This is a genomic window from Micromonospora sp. NPDC007208, from assembly GCF_042869175.1.
GTDB lineage: Bacteria > Actinomycetota > Actinomycetes > Mycobacteriales > Micromonosporaceae > Micromonospora > Micromonospora foliorum.
In genome coordinates, this window is the sequence record NZ_JBIAFG010000020.1 from 1 (window position 1) to 18,558 (window position 18,558).

An 18,558-nucleotide genomic window follows, 5' to 3' on the forward strand; every position below is an offset into this window, starting at 1 on the left:
GGCCCGCGGCGCCCCCCCCCCGGGGGGGGCCGGGGGGGGGGGGGGGGGGGGGGGGGCGGGGGGGGGGTTGGGGGGGTGGGGGGGGGGGGGGGGGGGGGGGGGGGGGGGGGGGGCCCCCCCCCCCCCGCGACCCAATGCGAGGGGGTACGGGCCGACATGTCCGCCGGAGTGCACACGGTCGCGGTGATCGGCGCGGGCAAGATCGGTGAGCTGATGCTCTCCGGGCTGCTGCGCTCGGGATGGCCGGTGGACCGGCTGCTGGCCACCGCCCGCCGGCCCGCTCGCGCCGAGGAGTTGACCGCCCGTTACGGCGTACGGGTGGTCGACAACCTGACCGCGGTGGACGAGGCGGCGGTCCTCGCGGTCTCGGTGAAACCGCAGGACGCCGCCGCGCTCCTCGACGAGATCGGCCCCAAGGTGCCGGCCGACAAGCTCGTCATATCACTCTGCGCGGGTCTGCCCACCAGCTTCTTCAGCCGCCGGTTGCCCGACGGCACCCCGGTGGTGCGGGTGATGACCAACACCCCGGCACTGGTCGACGAGGCGATGACCGCGATCTCCGCCGGCGCGTACGCCACCGGGGCGCACCTGACGTTGGCCGAGGAGATGTTCAAGCCGCTCGGCCAGACGATCCGGGTGCCCGAGTCGCAGCAGGACGCCGTCACCGCCCTCTCCGGCTCCGGCCCGGCCTACTTCTACCTGCTGGTCGAAGCCATGATCGACGCGGGGATCCTGCTCGGGCTGCCCCGCCAGGTGGCGCACGAGTTGATCGTGCAGACCGCGATCGGGTCGGCGGTGATGCTGCGCGACTCCGGCGAGCACCCGGTCAAGCTGCGCGAGGCGGTCACCTCGCCGGCCGGCACCACCATCTCCGCGATCCGTGAGCTGGAGAAGCACGGCGTACGCGCGGCGCTGCTCGCCGCGCTGGAGGCCGCCCGGGATCGCGCCCGCGAGCTGGCGGCACAGGCCGACTGAGCGTTCGGGGCGCGTCGCGGAGCCGTGCGTGCCGCATACTGGCCCGGTGTTCACACTTGCCCAGGCCCGGCACCTGGTGGCCACCCTGCAGCCGCGCGTCGACGAGTTGATCCGGGTCCGGGCCGACCTGGCCGAGTTGCGCGCCGACCTGGCCGACCACGGCGTGAGCGCGCTCGGTGGGCTGGCCGAGGTCAAGGCGCTGGAGGCCCGGCTGCACGCCGTCGTCGACGAGCTGCACCAGCACGACATCCAGGTCAAGGGCATCGCTCCGGTGCTGCTGGACTTCCCCGGCGAGCGGGCCGGCCGCGCCGTGCTCTGGTGCTGGCTGGAGGGCGACTCCGACGTGCGCTGGTACCACCGCGCCGAGTGCGGCTTCGCCGGCCGCCGCCCCCTCTGACTCAGCCCGCCGCGGACGTCGGCAGGATCGGGTCGGGCGCCTCGGTCACCGCGAACACCACCACGTTCTCGACGTAGTGGCCGCGCCGCCGGTCGAAGTCGCCCCCGCAGGTGACCAGGCGCAACTCCGCCCCGGGCGTCGGGCCGTAGACCACGTCGGTCGGAAAGCTGTCCTTCCGGGTACGCAGCGACCCGGTCACCCGGAACGCCAACCGCTGCCCGCCGCGCCACACCTCGACCCGGTCGCCGGGCCGCAACTCACCGAGCCGGGCGAACACCGCCGGGCCGCGGCGCGAGTCCAGGTGCCCGGCGAGCAGGGCCGGGCCGGTGTCGCCGGGAGCCGGGCCGCCGCCGTACCAGCCGGCCGTGTCGAAGTCGGTGGGCGGAATCAGCGCCCCGGCGCGGTCCAGACCCAGCACGGTGAGCGCGGAGTCGACGTCGATGCGCGGTATGCGTACCCGGGTGGGTGGAGGATCCTGCGGCGCGGGCGCGGCGGCCACCGACGGGCAGTCGTCGCCGCAGCCGGGGCGCCAGCTCGCCACCGGCGGTGGCGGGCCGGTGGTGGCCAGCCCGACCCCGGCGGCCAGGCAGACCGCCGCTCCGGCCGCGACCAGCGCGGCCAGCGGCACCCGGCGGTCACGGTGCCGCCGGATCGACGGGTCCGGCCCGGCGCTCACCAGGTGGTGCGCCGCCGCCGACGCCAGAGCAGCAGGGCCACCGCGCCGGCCGCCGCGGCCAGACCGCCGGCCACCAGGGGGTACGCGTCGAGCCCGGCCCCGGCGGTGCCACCGGCGCCGGTGTCCACCCCACCGGCCGGGACGACGGTGCCGCCCTCGGCGTCGCGCCGCAACTCGGCGGTGAGCCCGCCCTGCTTCGCGTCGAGCACCAGCAGCGAGTAGACCGCGCCGCCGGTGAGCCGCACCTCGGCGTCGGTGCTCGGCCCGCCGGCACCCGTCAGCTTCAGCCGCCACCTGCCCGGCTCGACCTGCTGGTAGTCAGTCGTGGTGGCGAACTGCACCCCGCCCGCGATCATCGGGCCGTCGGCGGCGGCCACGTCGAGCACCGGGGTCCGCACCGACGCCTGCACGACCCGCACCTTGGCGCGGCCGTCGGTGGGGGCGCTGAGATCGTCGTTGAGCACCCGCAGGCCGAGGTCGGCGTGCCGGCCCACGCCGGCCACGGTGAAGGCGTCGCCGCTGGTCACCGCGACCTCGGTGGTGAGCACCGGGGGGTCGGTGGCGGGGGCGCCGGCCTCGCGCATGGCCACCGCGTACCGGCCCGGAGCGAGTTCGAGGTAGTCGGAGACCACGCCGTAACCGACCCCGGGGAAGACCTGCGGCTTTGCCGCGCCCGGCGCGGCCAGGTAGACGTCCACCGCCGGGGTGTCCGGGGAGAGGTGCGCGAGCCGGACGTACCCGACGGTGTCCGCGCCGGTCGCGGCGTTGGCAGGAATGGGAATGGCGACGGTGGCGAGGGCGGTGCCGAGCAGGAGCGCGCCGGAGCCGGCCAACAGCCGGCGGGGCACGGTACGGAGCGTGTGCATGTCGCCTCCGGGGGCACGTTCGGTGAGCGGGCGGCAACCCAGAGAACAGGGTCCCGTGAGCAGGACTACGGCGCAAGTTGCCACAGCGATGTTTTTGCGCGCGCGTATCGCTACCGATCGCGGGGAGGGTGGTGGCGGTCTTGCTCAGCGGGTGGCGGCGGCCAGGGCGGCGCGCAGCTTCGCGGCGTCGGCCGGGGCCGGGTGCTCCCAGTCGGTCGGGCTGGCGGAGTAGAGCGTGCCGTACGCCGGGGTGTCCGGCTGGTAGCGCCACCCCTCGGCCAGCGGGCCGACGTCGACCGCGTCGTAGCCGATCCGGTCCAGGAAGGCGGTCACCTCGGCCTTCGCGGCGGCGTCGTCACCGGCGATCGCGAGGGCGCTGCGGTCCGCCGCACCGGACGGTCGGGGGAGCGCGGCCAGGCCCTTGAAGTAGATGTTGTTGAAGACCTTGACCACCCGCGACTGCGGCAGGTGCCGCTGGAGCAGTTCACTGCTGGTGGTCTCGCCCGAGTCCAGCTCCGGGAAGGCGCCATCGCGCTCTGGGTAGTAGTTGTTGGTGTCGATGACGACCTTGCCGGCCAGCGGCTCCACGGGCACCGCGCGGTACGCCTTCAGCGGCACAGTGACCACCACCAGGTCGCCGACCTGCGCCGCGTCCTGCGTGGTGCCGGCGCTGGCGTGCGCGCCCAGGGTCTCGACCAGGTCGGTGAGGGTCTCCGGGCCCCGCGAGTTGCTCAGCACCACGTCGTAGCCGGCGTCAACGGCCAGCCGGGCCACGGTGCCGCCGATGTTGCCACTGCCGATCAGTCCCACAGTTGTCATGCTCGTTCCCAACTCCGTCCACCCACGACGCATTCCCGACCATCCTGGTGGGTTATTCGGTTGCCCGCTGCCGGGCGGCTGCGCGAACCGTCGGGCCCGCGCTGTCCTCGTCGCGGACCTCGCGATCTTCGCCGCCCCGGCGGGTGCCTGGTCGCGGCGCGAGCCCGTTCTGCACAACGTACTGCTCACGCTTGTCGCCGATCGGCTCTCCGGCAACGTGCCACTCTCCGGTGACGAGCGGTCCGTGCGGGTGATCGACCGCCGGACACGCGGCCCGGTAGCGCCCGAGGCCGGGAGGGCCGGCGAGGCCGTCGATCATGGAGTTGTGGTGGGGAACGACTCGGGTCTATCGGGGCAATTCAGGCACCACGACTCCATGATCGACCGGGCCAACGGTGGCCTAGCCGAGTCCAGCCCGGCCTAGCCGAGCCCACTCGCGCCGACCTGGGCGTCAGGTCGTGGGGAGGGTCTTTTCGATGGCGGCGCGGAGGTCGTTGGAGTCGGGCTCGACCGTGGGGGCGAAGCGGGCGGCGACCGAGCCGTCCGGGGCCACCAGGAACTTCTCGAAGTTCCAGCGCACGTCACCGGTGTGCCCGTCGGCGTCCGGGGTGTCCACCAGCGCGGCGTAGAGCGGGTGCCGGTCGGGGCCGTTGACGTCGACCTTCTCGGTCAGCGGGAAGGTGACCCCGTAGTTGACCTGGCAGAAGTCGCTGATCTCGGCGGCGCTGCCCGGCTCCTGCCCGGCGAACTGGTTGCACGGCACGCCGAGCACCACGAGGCCCCGGTCGGCGTACGAGTCGGCGAGCGTCTGGAGGCCGGCGTACTGGGGGGTGAGGCCGCAGCGGGAGGCCACGTTGACGACCAGCAACGCCTTGCCGCGGTAGCGGGCCAGGTCGGCGGGGCCGCCGTTGAGGGCGTCGATCGGGATGTCGAAGACGGTCATGGGCCGAGGCTACGCGCCGGTCGGGCGTCCACCCGGGTTGGGCGCAGCGTACGCACTCCGTGCACCAGGAGAAATCGAAACATGCGCATCTTGACGAACTGATAACGCTGTGAGTACCGTCTCACCAACTCTTTTGGAAAGTTTCCTAACAGTTCGGGAGACGCCTCATGAAAAGATCGCTCCGCCGGGCCCTCTGGGCCGGTGCCGTGGTCGCCGTGACCGTCGCAGCGGTGCCGGTGACCACCGCGTTCGGCGCCGGCACGGTCACCACCACCTTCACCAAGGCGCAGGACTGGGGGACCGGTCACGAGACGAGGGTGACCGTCACCAACGGCTCCAGCGCCACGGTCACCACCTGGCGCATCGAGTTCGACCTGCCGTCGGGCACCACCATCAGCAGCGCGTGGGACGCCGACGTCACCAGCAGCGGCAACCACTACGTCGCGGTCAAGAAGAGCTGGGCCGGCGGCATCGCCCCCGGCGCCTCGTTCAGCTGGGGCTACAACGGCAGCGGCGCCTACAAGGCACCGCTGAACTGCACCATCAACGGTGCCGCGTGCGGCGGCGGGACCACCCCGCCGACCACGACTCCGCCGACCACCACCCCACCCACGACGACGCCGCCCACCACCCCTCCGCCCACCACGCCGCCGCCGACCACCAACCCGCCGAACCCGGGTGGCAAGAAGGTCGTCGGCTACTTCGCCGAGTGGGGCGTCTACGGGCGCAACTACCACGTCAAGAACATCCAGACCAGCGGCTCGGCCGCGAAGCTGACCCACATCCTGTACGCCTTCGGCAACACCACCGGCGGTCGTTGCGCCATCGGTGACAGCTACGCCGACTACGAGAAGGCGTACACCGCGGCGGACAGCGTGGACGGCGTCGCCGACACGTGGGACCAGCCGCTGCGCGGCAGCTTCAACCAGCTGCGCAAGCTCAAGCAGCTGAACCCGCACCTCAAGGTGATCTGGTCGTTCGGTGGCTGGACCTGGTCCGGCGGCTTCACCCAGGCCGCGCAGAACCCGGCCGCGTTCGCCGAGAGCTGCTACAACCTGGTCGAGGACCCGCGCTGGGCGGACGTCTTCGACGGCATCGACGTCGACTGGGAGTACCCCAACGCCTGCGGTCTGACCTGTGACACCAGCGGCCCGAACGCGTTCAAGAACGTGATCAGCGCGTTGCGGTCCAGGTTCGGGTCCAGCGCCCTGGTCACCGCCGCCATCACCGCGGACGGCAGCAACGGCGGCAAGATCGACGCCACCGACTACGCCGGCGCCATCGGCAACCTCAACTGGCTCATGCCGATGACGTACGACTACTTCGGCGCCTTCAACGCCCAGGGTCCGACGGCGCCGCACTCGCCGCTCACCTCGTACACGGGCATCCCGCAGCAGGGCTTCAACTCCGACGCGGCGATCCAGAAGCTCAAGAGCAAGGGCGTTCCGGCCAACAAGCTGCTGCTCGGCATCGGCTTCTACGGTCGGGGCTGGACCGGTGTCACCCAGGCCGCTCCGGGTGGCAGCGCCACCGGCGCGGCGCCGGGCACCTACGAGGCCGGCATCGAGGACTACAAGGTCCTCAAGAACACCTGCCCGGCCACCGGCACGATCGCCGGCACCGCGTACGCCAAGTGCGGCAGCAACTGGTGGAGCTACGACACCCCGTCGACCATCAACGGCAAGATGACGTACGCGAACAACCAGGGCCTCGGTGGCGCGTTCTTCTGGGAGCTCTCCGGTGACACGAGCAACGGTGAGCTCATCGGCGCCATCAAGGGCGGTCTCGGCTGAGCCGAGGGCCGACGCACCACCCACACGGCGGGAAGGGGCCCGCACCGTCCCTTCCCGCCCGTGACACAGCGGCCCGGCCGACGCCCAGCGTCGACCGGGCCGCCGCCGTTGGGCTCGGTCGCCTGGATGTGGCAGACTCGCGGCTCGGCACGTCTCGATCTCACCGCCGACGGAGGTGATCATGCGCCCAACCCACCGCAGGCTGGCGGCGACCGCCGCCGGGCTGGTGCTGCTGCCGGTCGCCCTGGTCGGCTGCGGAATCGGCGACGAGGACGAGGAGAAGTCCGCCACCAAGCCGGCCCGAGCCCCCGCCGAGGAGGCCGCCACCCGCTCCCGCGAGCGCGTGCAGGCGTACCTCGACGCGATGACCGCCAAGGACGTGGCCGCCGGCCGGAGTCAGCTCTGCGCTCTGCTGCAGGACGACTTCGACCTCGGCGCCACCGGCCCCAACGGTGACTTCGCCGACCACTTCCAGGTGCCCGAGGCGGCCATCACCGGCGTCCGGTCCGGTCCGCAGGGGCAGGAGGTCAGCGTCTCGGTGTCGGTCACCGTCGGCAAGCGCACCGTCGCCCGGCCGCTGGTTTTCACCGTCACCCGGGACGGGAGCGACTGGTGCATCGCCGGGGAAGCGCCGGGCAGGTCGGCCACTCCGTCGCCAGCGTCGCCTCCACCGCGTCCTGAGGGGTCGCCCCTACCGCGTCCTGAGCAGAGCCCGGGAGTTTGATCTCCCATCTGCCGGAACCGTCCCCCTCGCCGCCCGGGCGCCCCGACCGTCGCCGTACGCTTTCTGTCATGCGCCATGAGTGGCATCAGCTGAGCCATCCCGCGGTGGGCAGCCCGGGCCTGCAGACCAGCCGACCGACAGTCGACTCCGCCGAGGACGCCGCGCTCGGCCTGGACCGATGGCGGGAGCTACCCCGCGAGCAGGTCCCGCCGTGGTCGGACCCGGCTGCCGTGGCCGCGGTCTGCAAGGTCCTCGACACCGTGCCGTCGGTCGTCGCGCCCTACGAGGTGGACCAGCTCCGGCAGAAGCTCGCCCTGGTCTGCGAGGGTAAGGCGTTCCTGCTGCAGGGCGGTGACTGCGCCGAGACGTTCGTGGACAACACCGAGAGCCACCTGCTGGCCAACGCCCGCACCCTGCTCCAGATGGCGATCGTGCTCACCTACGGCGCGTCGCTGCCGGTGGTCAAGGTCGCCCGGGTCGCCGGGCAGTACACGAAGCCCCGCTCACTGCCGACCGACGCGCGCGGCCTGCCCGCGTACCGCGGCGACATGATCAACTCGCTGGAGGCCGACCCGACCGCCCGGGTCGCCGACCCGCAGCGCATGATCCGCGCGTACGCCAACTCGGCGGCGGCGATGAACATGCTCCGGGCGTACCTCGCCGGTGGGCTCGCCGACCTGCACGCCGTGCACGACTGGAACAAGGGCTTCGTGAAGAACTCCCCGGCGGGGGAGCGTTACGAGGCGATCGCCCGGGAGATCGACCGGGCGCTGGCCTTCATCCGGGCCTGCGGCATGACCGACGACGAGGCGCTGCGCACCGTCACGCTCTACTGCTCCCACGAGGCCCTCGCCCTGGAGTACGACCGGGCGCTCACCCGGGTCTCCGACCGTCGGGCGTACGGGCTGTCCGGGCACTTCCTCTGGATCGGCGAGCGCACCCGGCAGATCAGCGGCGCGCACATCGACTTCATCTCCCGGATCGCCAACCCGATCGGGGTCAAGCTCGGCCCGACCACCTCCCCGGACGAGGCGATCGAGCTGTGCGAGAAGCTCAACCCGGACAACATCCCCGGCCGGCTCACCCTGATCAGCCGGATGGGCAACCATCGGGTACGCGACGCGCTGCCGCCGATCGTCGCCAAGGTCACCGCCGCCGGCGCCAAGGTGGTCTGGCAGTGCGACCCGATGCACGGCAACACGCACGAGTCGTCCAACGGCTACAAGACCCGGCACTTCGACCGCATCGTCGACGAGGTGCTCGGCTACTTCGAGGTGCACCGGGGGCTGGACACCCACCCCGGCGGCCTGCACGTCGAGCTGACCGGCGAGGACGTCACCGAGTGCCTCGGCGGCGCCCAGGGCATCGAGGACCTCGACCTGCCCGACCGGTACGAAACCGCCTGCGACCCGCGACTGAACACCCAGCAGTCGTTGGAGTTGGCGTTCCTCGTGGCGGAGATGCTCCGTGGCTGAGCTGGCGAGCCCCGCGTCAGCGCTTGCGAGCCCCGCAGTCGGCAAGTCGAAGCGATGACCATGGCTGACGCGAGGAGTGGGCTTGCGAGCCCCGCAGTCGGCAGCCGAAGGGATGACCATGGCTGACGCGAGGAGTGAGCTTGCGAGCCCCGCAGTCGGCAGCCGAAGGGATGACAATGCCTGATCTGTTCGTGGACCTGCGGTCCGACACGGTGACCCGACCCACCGCCGGGATGCGGGAGGCGATGGCCAGCGCCGAGGTCGGCGACGACGTGTACGGCGAGGATCCGAGCGTCAACGCGCTGGAGGCCGAGGTCGCCGCGTTGTTCGGGCACGAGGCGGCGCTGTTCGCCCCGAGTGGGTCGATGGCGAACCAGATCGCCCTGCAACTGTTGGTGTCGCCCGGCGACGAGTTGCTCTGCGACGCCGACGCGCACGTGGTCACGTACGAGATCGGCGCCGCGGCCGCGTACGGCGGGATCTCCTCGCGGACCTGGCCCGCGGTGGGTGCGGACATCGACCCGGAGGTGGTGGCCGGGATGATCCGGCCGGACGGTTACTTCGCCGTCCCCACCCGCGCGATCGCCGTCGAGCAGACCCACAATCGCGGTGGCGGCGGGGTGATTCCGCTGGCGACCCTGCGGGACCTGCGTGGGGTCGCCGACGAGGCGGGCGTCGCACTGCACTGTGACGGCGCCCGGATCTGGCACGCGCACGTCGCCGACCGGGTGCCGCTGATCGAGTACGGTCAGCTCTTCGACACGCTGTCGGTGTGCCTCTCCAAGGGGCTCGGCGCGCCGGTCGGTTCGCTGGTGGTGGGCAGCGCGGAGAAGATCGAACGTGCCCGGCTGATCCGCAAGCGGATGGGCGGTGGCATGCGCCAGGCCGGCATTCTCGCCGCCGCCGGCCGGTACGCGCTCGCGCAGCACATCGACCGGCTGGCCGACGACCACGCGAAGGCGGCTCGGCTCGCCGAGGCGGTGGCGCCGTTCGGTGTGCTGGCCACCACGGTCCGTACCAACCTCGTGGCACTGGACCTCACCAAGCACACCCTGGACGCGCGGGCCCTGGCCGCCGCGGCGCGGGCCGAGGGCGTACTGATCTCGGTGCTCGGCCCCCGTACCGCCCGCCTGGTCACCCACCTGGGCCTCAGTGACGCGGACATCGACCGCGCCCTGGCAGCCCTACCCCGCATCCTCGCCGCAGCCTAAAACCCCACCCACCCGCCCCGGCCCCCCGGTTGCCCACTCCCGGTGATCATGAAGTTATTGCCACTCGCGTCGGCGTGTCATGGCAATAACTTCATGATCACCGGGGTGACTCGGGGAACGCCGGGAGGGGGAGTAGGCAGGGGGTGGGGGTGGGGTCAGGGGTGGGACAGGCGGGTGAGGGTGGTGATGTCGGCGGCGTGGCCGATGTGCTTCTCGCTGGGGGTTTCCACGACGATCGGGACGCCGGCGGTCGCCGGGTGGGCCATCAACTCGGCGAAGGCGGGTTCGCCGATGGTGCCCTTGCCGATGTTCTCGTGCCGATCCCGGGTGGAGCCGCACAGGTCCTTCGAGTCGTTGGCGTGGACCAGCCGCAGTCGGTCCGCACCGACAGTGGCCACCAGGGTGTCCAGGGTCGCCGTCATGCCGCCCTCGGCCGCCAGGTCGTGGCCGGCCGCCCAGGCGTGGCAGGTGTCGAAGCAGACCCCGAGCATGGGGTGCCGGTCCACCGCGTCCAGGTAGGGCCCCAACTGCTCCACCCGGGAGGCCAGTGACCGGCCACCGCCGGCGCTCGGCTCGACAAGCAACATCGGCCCGCCAGCCTCGGCGGACCAGTCGAGCAGCGGCAGCAACACCTCGCGGACCTGTCGCATCGCCGCCTCGGCGTGCCCCTCGTCCACCGAACTGCCCGCGTGGAACACCACCCCCCGCGCGCCGATCGCCACACCCCGACGCAGCGCGTGCGCCAGCGTCTGGGCCGACTTCTCGACCGTGGCCGGGGTGGGCGAGCCGACGTTGACCAGCAGCGAGGCGTGGATGAACGCGGGAATGCCCCGCTCGGCGCAACCGTCGCGGAACAGGGCGTCCTGCCCGGGGTCGCCGTCGGGCAGTGCCCAGCCACGCGAGTTGGAGACGTAGACCTGCACCACCCGCGCACCGGTCGTGTCGGCGTACGGCAGGGCAGCCTTCGCCAGCCCACCCGAGGTCGGAGTGTGCGTGCCCACCGGCCGCCCGCAGATCGTCGGCATCAGAAGCACGTCAGGGTGACCGGGGTGCCGGGCGCCACCTGCGAATTCTCGCCCGGGAGCTGGATCCGGACCACGGCGTTCGGGTTGATCGCCACCGTCACCGGGAAGCCCTGGCCCTCCAACGCCTGCTTGGCCTGCTGGCACGGCAGGTCGATCACCCGCGGCATGACGACAAGCGGTGGCCCCTTGCTGACGTCCAGCTTGACCGTGGTGCCCTTCTCCACGCCGGCACCATCGGCCGGGCTCTGACCGAGGATCTCGTCCTTCGGCTTGTCGGAGTCCTTGTAGGTCTCCACCAACACCAGATTGAGCTGGGCCAGGGCCGTCCGGGCGTCGGTCAGGCTCTTGCCGACCAGGTTCGGCACCGTCACCGGCGCCCTGCCCCGGCTCAGGATGAGGGTTACCTTCGCGCCTGGTTTGACCTCGCTGCCCACCTTGGGCGAGCTGTCCACCACGACCCCGGCCGGCAGGCTGTCGTCGTAGCGGGCGGTGCCCTTGGCCACCACCAGCTTCGCGTTGACCAGGTCCGCCTCGGCGAGCTCGAACTCCTTGCCGATCACGTCCGGTACGGGGAAACGCTCCGGGCCGAGGGAGAGGGTCAGCGTGATCGTGCCACCTTTGACGATCTTGGCAGCGGACGCCGGGCTCTGCCCCAGCACGCTGTCCTTCGGGGCCTTCTCGTCGAAGCGCGGCTCAGCGAACTTGAGGACGAGCCCGGCTCGGTCGGCCTGCGCCTGCGCCTCGGCCCTGCTCAGGCTCACCAGTTGCGGAGCGTCCGTGTAGCGGCCGACGCCGAACCACCAACCCCCGATCGCGGCCACCAGGCCCAGCGTCACCACCACGGCCGCGACGGCCAGCCGGCCACGGGGGTTGCTCAGCACCGTGCTACGCAGCGCGGCGAGCCGGGCGCCCAGGCCCTCCGCCGGCTCCGGGGCGGCCCGACGTCGGCCCGGCCCCTGGCTGCTGGCCCCCTCGGGCAGTCGCGCCCACGACGGGCGGTTGGGCGGTTGGACCGTCGCGACCATCATGGTCGGCTGGGAGAGCGACGGCGCGCCGCTGACCGGACGGAGTACGGCGGTGTGGCTGTTGGCGTCGCCCAGGCGATCCCGGGCCACCTGCACCTCGGCCAGAAGTGCGCCGGCGTCCGCGGGCCGCGCGCCGGGATCACGCCGGGTGGCCCGCTGCACCAGGTCGTCGAGGACCGACGGCAGGCCCGGCACCAGCGTCGAGGGCGCCGGCACGTCCCGGTCGACGTGCTGCCAGGCGACGTCCACCGGGCGGTCCCCGTCGTACGGCACGCGGCCGGTGAGCATCTCGAACAGCACGATGCCCGCCGAGTAGACGTCGGTGCGCGGATCGGCGCGGCCCTCGGTGACCAGCTCCGGGGCGACGTACGCCACGGTGGCCATCAGTTGGTTGCCCTGCTCCTCGTCGGCGCTCGCCTCGACCGCCCGGGCCAGCCCGAAGTCGGCCACCTTCACGACGCTGTCGACCAGGTTGGCGACGCCACCGGTGGGCGCCTCCGCGACCAGCACGTTCTCCGGTTTGACGTCGCGGTGCACGAGACCGGCCCGGTGCGCGGCGGCGATCGCGGCGAGCATCTGCTCGGCGATGGACAGCGCCTCGTCCGGGTTGAGCCGGCGTCGCTCGGCCAGCACGTCGCGCAGCGTGCGGCCACGGACGTACTCCATCACCAGGTACGGCAGGCCGGCGTGCGTGCCCTGGTCGTAGACCGCCACCACGTTCGGGTGGGTCAACCGGGCGATGGTCTTCGCCTCGTCGGTGAACCGGGCCACGAAGTTGGCGATCCGGGCCCGCGCCTCGCTCGCCTGGGTCGGGTGAATGATCTTGACAGCCACGGTGCGCTCAAGGCGTTCGTCAGTGGCGGTGTACACGGTCGCCATGCCACCACGGGCCACGCGACCGCGAATGCGGTAGCGCCCGTCGATCAGCGAGCCCAGCAACGTGTCGGCGACCTGAGTGTCCATCGGCAGGCAGTCTATGTGTCCAGGGGGTGAAGGATGAACAGGATGCTACAGCCGTACGCCCAACCGGTCCGTCCCGCCGCGCTCGCCGCCCCTCATTCGCTGGTCAGCGGCGATCAGGAGAGTGGGCGCCGATGGGTCTCCCGGGGTGCCGGTGGCTCGTCGCCGCGGCGGCGTGGCAGGGTGGTCGGGTGACCGAACCCGTACCCGACCAGGCCGCGCCCGGCCTGGAGCTCGCCGGACCCACCGACCCGGCCGGCTGGTTGACCCTGCCCGACGTCGCGGAACGCCTCGACGTGTCGATCAGCAAGGTGCACCAGATGATCCGTGACCGGGAACTGCTGGCGGTCCGCCGCGACGGCGTCCGCCGGATCCCGGCGGACCTGGTTGCCAACCAGACCGTGCTCAAGCACCTGCCCGGCGTGCTCAACCTGCTCGCCGACAACGGCTACGACGACGAGGCCGTTCTGCGCTGGCTCTACGAGCCGGACGACACCCTCCCCGGCGCCACCCCGGCCGCCGCCCTCTCCGGCGACCAGGCCCGCGAGGTGAAACGCCGAGCCCAAGCCCAAGGCTTCTAACCCCGCCCCGCCCCGGACCCTTCCTGTTCCCGTTGATCATGAAGTTATTGCCACGACACGCCGAGCGCGCCGGCAATAACTTCATGATCAACGCGCAAGGGGGGTGGGCGCGGGCCCTGGGGGTGTGGGAGGGGAGCGGGGGTTAGTCGGCTCGGCGGGTTGCGGCTATGGCCAGGTCTACCAGGGCTTGGCGGGCCTCGGTGTCCAGGTCGACGGCGGTCAGTGCGGCCAGGGCGGTGTCGGTGAGTGTGACGATCCGCTGCTCGGTACGGGCCAGCGCCCCGCTGCCCGAGATCACCTCGCGGAGCCGGGCCACCCCCCGCTCGTCCAGCTCCGGGTCGCCGAGCCGGCTGAGTAGCAGCTTGCGGCCCGCGTCGTCGGTGGCCTCCACGGCCGCCGCCACCAGGTAGGTGCGCTTGCCCTCGCGCAGATCGTCCCCGGCTGGCTTGCCGGTCAGCGCCGGGTCACCGAAGACCCCCAGCACGTCGTCGCGGAGCTGGAACGCCTCACCCAACGGCAGCCCGTACGCCGAGTAGGCCGTCCGCACGTCCTTTGGCGCGTCGGCCAGCGCGGCGCCGAGCAGCATCGGACGCTCGACGGTGTACTTCGCGGACTTGTACCGGGCGACCTTGCTGGCCCGTTCCACCGAGGTGTCCCCGGTGACCTGCGTCAGCACGTCGAGGTACTGCCCGACGGTGACCTCGGTGCGCATCTCGTCGAAGACCGGCCGGGCCCGGGCCAACGACCACAGGTCCAGGCCGGCGGAGTGCAGCAGCTCATCGGACCAGACCAGGCAGAGGTCACCGAGCAGGAGCGCCGCGGCGTCGCCGAAACCGTCCGGGTCGCCGCCCCAGCCGGCCTCCCGGTGCCGGGTGGCGAAGCGTCGGTGGACCGCGGGCTCGCCGCGACGGGTGTCGGAACGGTCCATCAGGTCGTCGTGGATCAGGGCGCTGGCCTGCACGAACTCCAGTGCGGCCAGGGCGGTGATCACCTGGTCGCCGTCCACCCCGCCAGCCCCCCGGAACCCCCAGTACGCGAATGCTGGACGCAGCCGCTTGCCGCCACCGAGCACGAACGCCTCGATCGCCTCGGCCACCGGACCCAGCGCGTCGTCCACGGCGGCGAGCCGGACCCGTTGGCCGGCCAGGAACTCGGTGAGCGCCTTGTCCACCCGCTCCCGCAGGCCGGCGCGGTCGACGGGGGACACGGGAGCAGCGTGGGTCACGCCCCGACGCTAGCCGGTCGTCATGGTTCGTGCTCCACCGCCACGCGTAGTGCCGCCGGTGCGGCCGGGGCCCGTCCGCCCGGCCGGTCGCGCGCCGTGCGGCGCGGCGCGGCCCGGCCCGGTGGCCCGCGTCGAGCCGGCCCGACGGGTGGCCGCGGCGGCCTCGGCGAGCGCCACCAGCGGTACGTCCAGGACGACGGCGAGCCAGCCGAGCCAGAACCCGCCCGGCACGCGACGCTGTCGTTCCCACCGGGAGATCTCGTGCCGACTCAGCGTCGGCACCCCGGCGGCGGCACACAGCTCGGCGGCGGCTCGCTGCTGGCTCCAGCCCCGGGCCAGTCGGCGCCGGGCCAGCAGCGGCCCGAGCTGCGCGGGGCGCGGCGATGCGGGCGGGATCATGGGTCCTCCTGGCGGGCGTCGGTGCGGTGACGACCCACCCGCCCGACCGGACGGGACCGGCGTCACCGCTCGGTTGCTGACCCCCGCACGGGAACCGGGGCCACCCCCGCCGCCCCTCCCGCACCGCCCCGTTCTACCTCGCAGGTACGACGCCTTTCCGCCCGCCGGGTCGCACGGAGCGGGCCGGACCGGCCGCTGGGTGGGAAGGGCCTGGGTCCTGGTGCCGTCGACCGCTAGAGTCGGGTCGTGGCGCTCGGTCTCCCCTCGATACTCCCCAATCCGCAGCCGGCGATCGGGGAGCTCATCCGTGAGCACCAGCCGACCTTCTCGTTCGAGTTCTTCCCGCCCAAGACCGAGGCGGGGGAGCAGCTGCTCTGGCAGGCCATCCGCGAGCTGGAGTCCCTGCGCCCGTCGTTCGTGTCGATCACGTACGGCGCCGGCGGCTCGACCCGGGACACCACCGTGGCGTTGACCGAGCGGGTCGCCACCGAGACCACCCTGCTGCCGATGGCCCACCTGACCGCGGTCAACCACTCCGTCGCCGAGCTGCGGCACGTGGTCGGCCGGCTCGCCGGGGTGGGGGTGCGCAACGTGTTGGCCATTCGTGGTGACCCCCCGGGCAACCCGGGCGGTGAGTGGATCCGCCACCCCGAGGGCGTGGACTACGCCGAGGACCTGGTCCGGTTGGTGCGTGACGCCGGCGACTTCAGCGTCGGTGTGGCGGCCTTCCCGTACAAGCACCCCCGCTCGCCCGATGTGGCCAGCGACACCGCCCAGTTCGTCCGCAAGTGTCGGGCCGGCGCGGAGTTCGCGGTCACGCAGATGTTCTTCGACGCCGACGACTACCTGCGACTACGTGACCGGGTGGCCGCTGCCGGCTGTGACACCCCGATCCTGGCGGGCGTGATGCCGGTGACCCAGTTCAGCACCATCGAGCGGTCCGTGCAGCTCTCCGGTGCGCCGTTCCCACCGGCGTTGGCGGCCCGCTTCGAACGCGTCGCCGACGATCCGGACGCCGTCCGCCGGCTCGGCATCGAGCAGGCCAGCGAGATGTGCCGCCGACTGCTGGACGAGGGCGTGCCCGGAATCCACTTCATCACCCTCAACCGGTCCACCGCGACCCGCGAGGTCTGGCAGAACCTGAAGGCCGGCGCCCGCGTGTGAACGCTGCGCCTGCGACACCTGTTGCCCGGCACGACGGTTGATCCGTGGTGGGCACACAGCTGAACTGGGATCAGTACGCCACGGCGTGGGCGCGGTTGCACGGCGGGTTCGACCCTCGGGTCGCGGCGCCGGTGGTGCGCGCCTGGCTGCGATTCGCGTACCACGTCGGATATGTGCTGGGTCGGCTGCGGGTCAGCCCCACCGCGGTCACCGTGGTCGGGGTGCTGCTCTGCTTCTGCGTACCGCTGCTGGTGGGCCGGCCGGGGAGCGGGCCGTTCCTCGGCGCGCTGTTCGTGCTGCTCGCCGCCGTGGCGGACAGCGTGGACGGTGCGGTGGCGGTCGCCACCGGTCGCACCACCCGGCTCGGCTACGTCTACGACTCGGTCGCCGACCGGCTCGGTGAGGTGGCGTGGCTGCTGGCGTTCTGGCTGGTGGGCGCGCCGGGTGCGCTTGTCGTCGCGGGCGGCGCGCTGTCCTGGTTGCACGAGTACGTCCGGGCGCGGGCGGTCGCCGCCGGCATGCGGGAGATCGGCGCGGTGACCGTGGGCGAACGCCCCACCCGGGTCTCGGTGGCGCTGGCCGGCCTGCTGGTCGCAGGGCTGGCCGGGCTGATCGAGCCGGACCTGGCCGCCGGCACCATCACCATGGCCACCGCGGTGTGGGTGCTGCTGGCCGGTTTCGGCCTGGGGCAACTGCTCTCCAGCATCCGCCGCGCCCTGCTCGACGCCGACTGAGCGGCGCACCCGACCGCGCCGAAACGGCCGCGCCGGGAACAGGCGCGCCGGGAACGGACGCCGGCTGACGGGCCTACCAGGCGGGGCCGATCTCGTCGGCGACGATCTGCGCGGAGAGGGTCACCATCGGCAGCCCGCCGCCCGGGTGGGTGGAGCCGCCCACCAGCCACAGCCCGTGCACCGGGCCCCGGTTGGCGGGGCGGAGCAGCCCACCTGCGGTGCCGTAGATCGAGCCACCGGGGGCGCCGGTCGCCACGTCCAGGTCGGCGGGGGTGCGGATCTCGCGGAACAGCAGCCGGTCGCGCACGTCCACGCCGCGCCGGGCCAGCACCTCCAGGATCCGGTCGGCGTACGCGTCGGCCAGCCCCGGGCGTCGCCAGTCGACCGCGCCCGCCGCGGTGCCCTGCCGAGCGGCGTTGACCAGCACGAACCACGCCTCGTGTCCGGCTGGGCGGACCATCGGGTCGTCGGCCACGGTGACGAACACCGCCGGGTCGGCCGCCGGCCGGGCCCGTACGCCGCGCCCGGGGTCGCCGAAGACCGCGTCGAACTCGGCGTCGTAGTCGTCCGGGAAGAAGACGTTGTGGTGGGCCAGCCCGGTGCTGCCGGAGACGCCGAGCAGCAGTACGAAACCGGCGAGGCTGCGGTCGGTCAGCCCGGCCAGCCGACGCGGGTGCGGCAGCAGGTCACGGTAGACGGTGAGCGCGTCCACGTTGGCCACCACCACGTCGGCGGGCACCGGGGCGGTGACGCCGGCGAGGCGTACCCCGTGCACCCGGCCGCCGGTGGCGTCGATCCGGGTGACCGTGGCGTCGGTCTGCACGACCACGCCGAGGTCCAGGCAGCGGGTCAGCAGGGCGTCGGCGAGAGTGCCCAGCCCGCCGCGCAGGTACCAGCCGCCGAAGGCCAACTCGGCGTAGGGGACCGCGACCAGCGCCGCCGGTGCCCGACGTGGGTCGGCGCCGGTGTAGGTGGCGTACCGGTCCAGCAGCATCCGCAACCGCGGGTCGGACAGGTGTCGGCGGCCCAGGCCGCGCAGACTGCGGCCCGGGGCGATGGCGGCCAGGTCACCGACGCGCCAGGCCAGCGACGCGAGGTCGCGGGGAGAGTCGACGGTACGACGCAGGATGTCCCGCGAGGAGGCCTGCCACACGCGTGTCGCCCGGCGCCACAACCGCTGCCAGTCGGCTGCCGCCTGGTCACCGAAGGCGGCCCCGATCCGGGCGGTGAACTCCACCGGGTCGGCGCACGAGTCCAGGGTCGGGCCACCGTCGGCAAAGACGTGCCGGACGATCGGGTCCAGCGGGACCAGGTCCAGGTATTCGTCGAGCTTCGCCCCGGTCGCCTCGAACAGGTCGTGGAAGACCTCGGGCAGGGTGAGCAGGCTCGGCCCGGTGTCGAAGTGGAACGACCCGGCCGGGGTGTCGTGCGCGTACCGGCCGAGCTTGCCGCCGACCGTGTCGGCCCGCTCGAAGACGGTCACCTGGTGCCCGGTGGCGGCCAGCCGGGCGGCGGTGGCGAGGCCACCCACCCCGGCGCCGACGACCACGATCCGCGCCATGCCGC

The 18,558-nt window shown here is 72.8% G+C and carries 19 protein-coding genes; 9 read left to right on the forward strand and 10 right to left on the reverse strand.

All coding sequences use genetic code 11. The features are described from left to right. Window positions 1-156 precede the first annotated feature (156 nt). Window positions 157-975: a pyrroline-5-carboxylate reductase gene (proC, locus tag ACFYL6_RS29090; protein WP_238661521.1), complete on the forward strand. Its 819-nt coding sequence runs from the start codon at window positions 157-159 to the stop codon at window positions 973-975. Window positions 976-1,021: 46 nt separating this feature from the next. Continuing rightward, the gene (locus ACFYL6_RS29095; protein ID WP_036412622.1) at window positions 1,022-1,372 is read left to right on the forward strand and encodes a DUF2203 domain-containing protein; all 351 of its coding nucleotides are present in this window, start codon (window positions 1,022-1,024) and stop codon (window positions 1,370-1,372) included. A 1-nt stretch (window position 1,373) separates the two neighbouring features. Here the strand turns inward: ACFYL6_RS29095 and ACFYL6_RS29100 are convergent, their stop codons facing one another. The 5 genes from ACFYL6_RS29100 to ACFYL6_RS29120 form a co-directional block, all read right to left on the reverse strand. After that, window positions 1,374-2,048 (reverse strand): class F sortase, encoded by a 675-nt coding sequence (locus ACFYL6_RS29100; RefSeq protein WP_387176138.1) that lies wholly within the window; start codon window positions 2,046-2,048, stop codon window positions 1,374-1,376. Beyond that, a complete protein-coding gene (locus ACFYL6_RS29105; protein ID WP_387176139.1) occupies window positions 2,045-2,914 on the reverse strand; it encodes a DUF4397 domain-containing protein in 870 nt (289 codons plus the stop codon). The genes ACFYL6_RS29100 and ACFYL6_RS29105 overlap by 4 nt, the downstream gene beginning before the upstream one ends. A gap of 144 nt (window positions 2,915-3,058) precedes the next feature. Further along, entirely contained in the window at window positions 3,059-3,733 is a 675-nt protein-coding gene (locus ACFYL6_RS29110; protein WP_387176141.1) for an NADPH-dependent F420 reductase, read from the reverse strand. Window positions 3,734-3,785: 52 nt separating this feature from the next. Next, window positions 3,786-4,052, reverse strand: a complete 267-nt coding sequence (locus ACFYL6_RS29115) for a hypothetical protein (protein WP_387176142.1) — start codon at window positions 4,050-4,052, stop codon at window positions 3,786-3,788. A gap of 132 nt (window positions 4,053-4,184) precedes the next feature. After that, a complete protein-coding gene (locus ACFYL6_RS29120; RefSeq protein ID WP_387176144.1) occupies window positions 4,185-4,676 on the reverse strand; it encodes a glutathione peroxidase in 492 nt (163 codons plus the stop codon). Window positions 4,677-4,843: 167 nt separating this feature from the next. Here ACFYL6_RS29120 and ACFYL6_RS29125 point away from each other — a divergent pair, with 167 nt between their 5' ends. The 4 genes from ACFYL6_RS29125 to ACFYL6_RS29140 all read left to right on the forward strand — a co-directional run bounded on the left by ACFYL6_RS29125 (window position 4,844) and on the right by ACFYL6_RS29140 (window position 9,879). Further along, on the forward strand, window positions 4,844-6,469 hold the full coding sequence (locus ACFYL6_RS29125) for a glycosyl hydrolase family 18 protein (RefSeq protein ID WP_387176145.1): 1,626 nt from the start codon (window positions 4,844-4,846) through the stop codon (window positions 6,467-6,469). A gap of 181 nt (window positions 6,470-6,650) precedes the next feature. Then, a complete protein-coding gene (locus ACFYL6_RS29130; RefSeq protein ID WP_387176147.1) occupies window positions 6,651-7,193 on the forward strand; it encodes a hypothetical protein in 543 nt (180 codons plus the stop codon). A gap of 68 nt (window positions 7,194-7,261) precedes the next feature. Beyond that, window positions 7,262-8,668, forward strand: coding sequence for a class II 3-deoxy-7-phosphoheptulonate synthase (locus ACFYL6_RS29135; protein ID WP_238660833.1), 1,407 nt, complete (start codon window positions 7,262-7,264; stop codon window positions 8,666-8,668). A gap of 176 nt (window positions 8,669-8,844) precedes the next feature. Continuing rightward, window positions 8,845-9,879, forward strand: coding sequence for a threonine aldolase family protein (locus ACFYL6_RS29140; RefSeq protein WP_387176149.1), 1,035 nt, complete (start codon window positions 8,845-8,847; stop codon window positions 9,877-9,879). A gap of 155 nt (window positions 9,880-10,034) precedes the next feature. Here the strand turns inward: ACFYL6_RS29140 and ACFYL6_RS29145 are convergent, their stop codons facing one another. Both ACFYL6_RS29145 and pknB read right to left on the reverse strand, forming a co-directional pair. Further along, window positions 10,035-10,904, reverse strand: a complete 870-nt coding sequence (locus ACFYL6_RS29145) for a deoxyribonuclease IV (protein ID WP_387176151.1) — start codon at window positions 10,902-10,904, stop codon at window positions 10,035-10,037. Further along, a complete protein-coding gene (gene pknB, locus ACFYL6_RS29150; protein WP_387176153.1) occupies window positions 10,904-12,892 on the reverse strand; it encodes a Stk1 family PASTA domain-containing Ser/Thr kinase in 1,989 nt (662 codons plus the stop codon). The genes ACFYL6_RS29145 and pknB overlap by 1 nt, the downstream gene beginning before the upstream one ends. 188 nt (window positions 12,893-13,080) lie before the next feature. Between pknB and ACFYL6_RS29155 the strand changes: the two genes are divergently transcribed. Beyond that, window positions 13,081-13,470: an Rv2175c family DNA-binding protein gene (locus ACFYL6_RS29155; protein WP_357278159.1), complete on the forward strand. Its 390-nt coding sequence runs from the start codon at window positions 13,081-13,083 to the stop codon at window positions 13,468-13,470. A 142-nt stretch (window positions 13,471-13,612) separates the two neighbouring features. Here ACFYL6_RS29155 and ACFYL6_RS29160 read toward each other — a convergent pair whose 3' ends face one another. Continuing rightward, entirely contained in the window at window positions 13,613-14,695 is a 1,083-nt protein-coding gene (locus tag ACFYL6_RS29160) for a polyprenyl synthetase family protein (RefSeq protein ID WP_387176156.1), read from the reverse strand. A gap of 9 nt (window positions 14,696-14,704) precedes the next feature. Continuing rightward, entirely contained in the window at window positions 14,705-15,094 is a 390-nt protein-coding gene (locus ACFYL6_RS29165; RefSeq protein ID WP_387176158.1) for a helix-turn-helix domain-containing protein, read from the reverse strand. A 246-nt stretch (window positions 15,095-15,340) separates the two neighbouring features. On the opposite strand from ACFYL6_RS29165, the gene metF reads away from it, so the two are divergent. Together metF and ACFYL6_RS29175 are read left to right on the forward strand one after the other, a co-directional pair. After that, window positions 15,341-16,258 (forward strand): methylenetetrahydrofolate reductase [NAD(P)H], encoded by a 918-nt coding sequence (gene metF / locus ACFYL6_RS29170; protein WP_387176160.1) that lies wholly within the window; start codon window positions 15,341-15,343, stop codon window positions 16,256-16,258. A 44-nt stretch (window positions 16,259-16,302) separates the two neighbouring features. Next, window positions 16,303-16,992: a CDP-alcohol phosphatidyltransferase family protein gene (locus ACFYL6_RS29175; protein ID WP_387176162.1), complete on the forward strand. Its 690-nt coding sequence runs from the start codon at window positions 16,303-16,305 to the stop codon at window positions 16,990-16,992. A gap of 73 nt (window positions 16,993-17,065) precedes the next feature. Here the strand turns inward: ACFYL6_RS29175 and ACFYL6_RS29180 are convergent, their stop codons facing one another. After that, window positions 17,066-18,553 carry a phytoene desaturase family protein gene (locus tag ACFYL6_RS29180; protein ID WP_387176164.1) on the reverse strand — a complete coding sequence of 496 codons (1,488 nt, stop codon included), beginning with the start codon at window positions 18,551-18,553 and terminating at the stop codon, window positions 17,066-17,068. Window positions 18,554-18,558 lie beyond the last annotated feature (5 nt).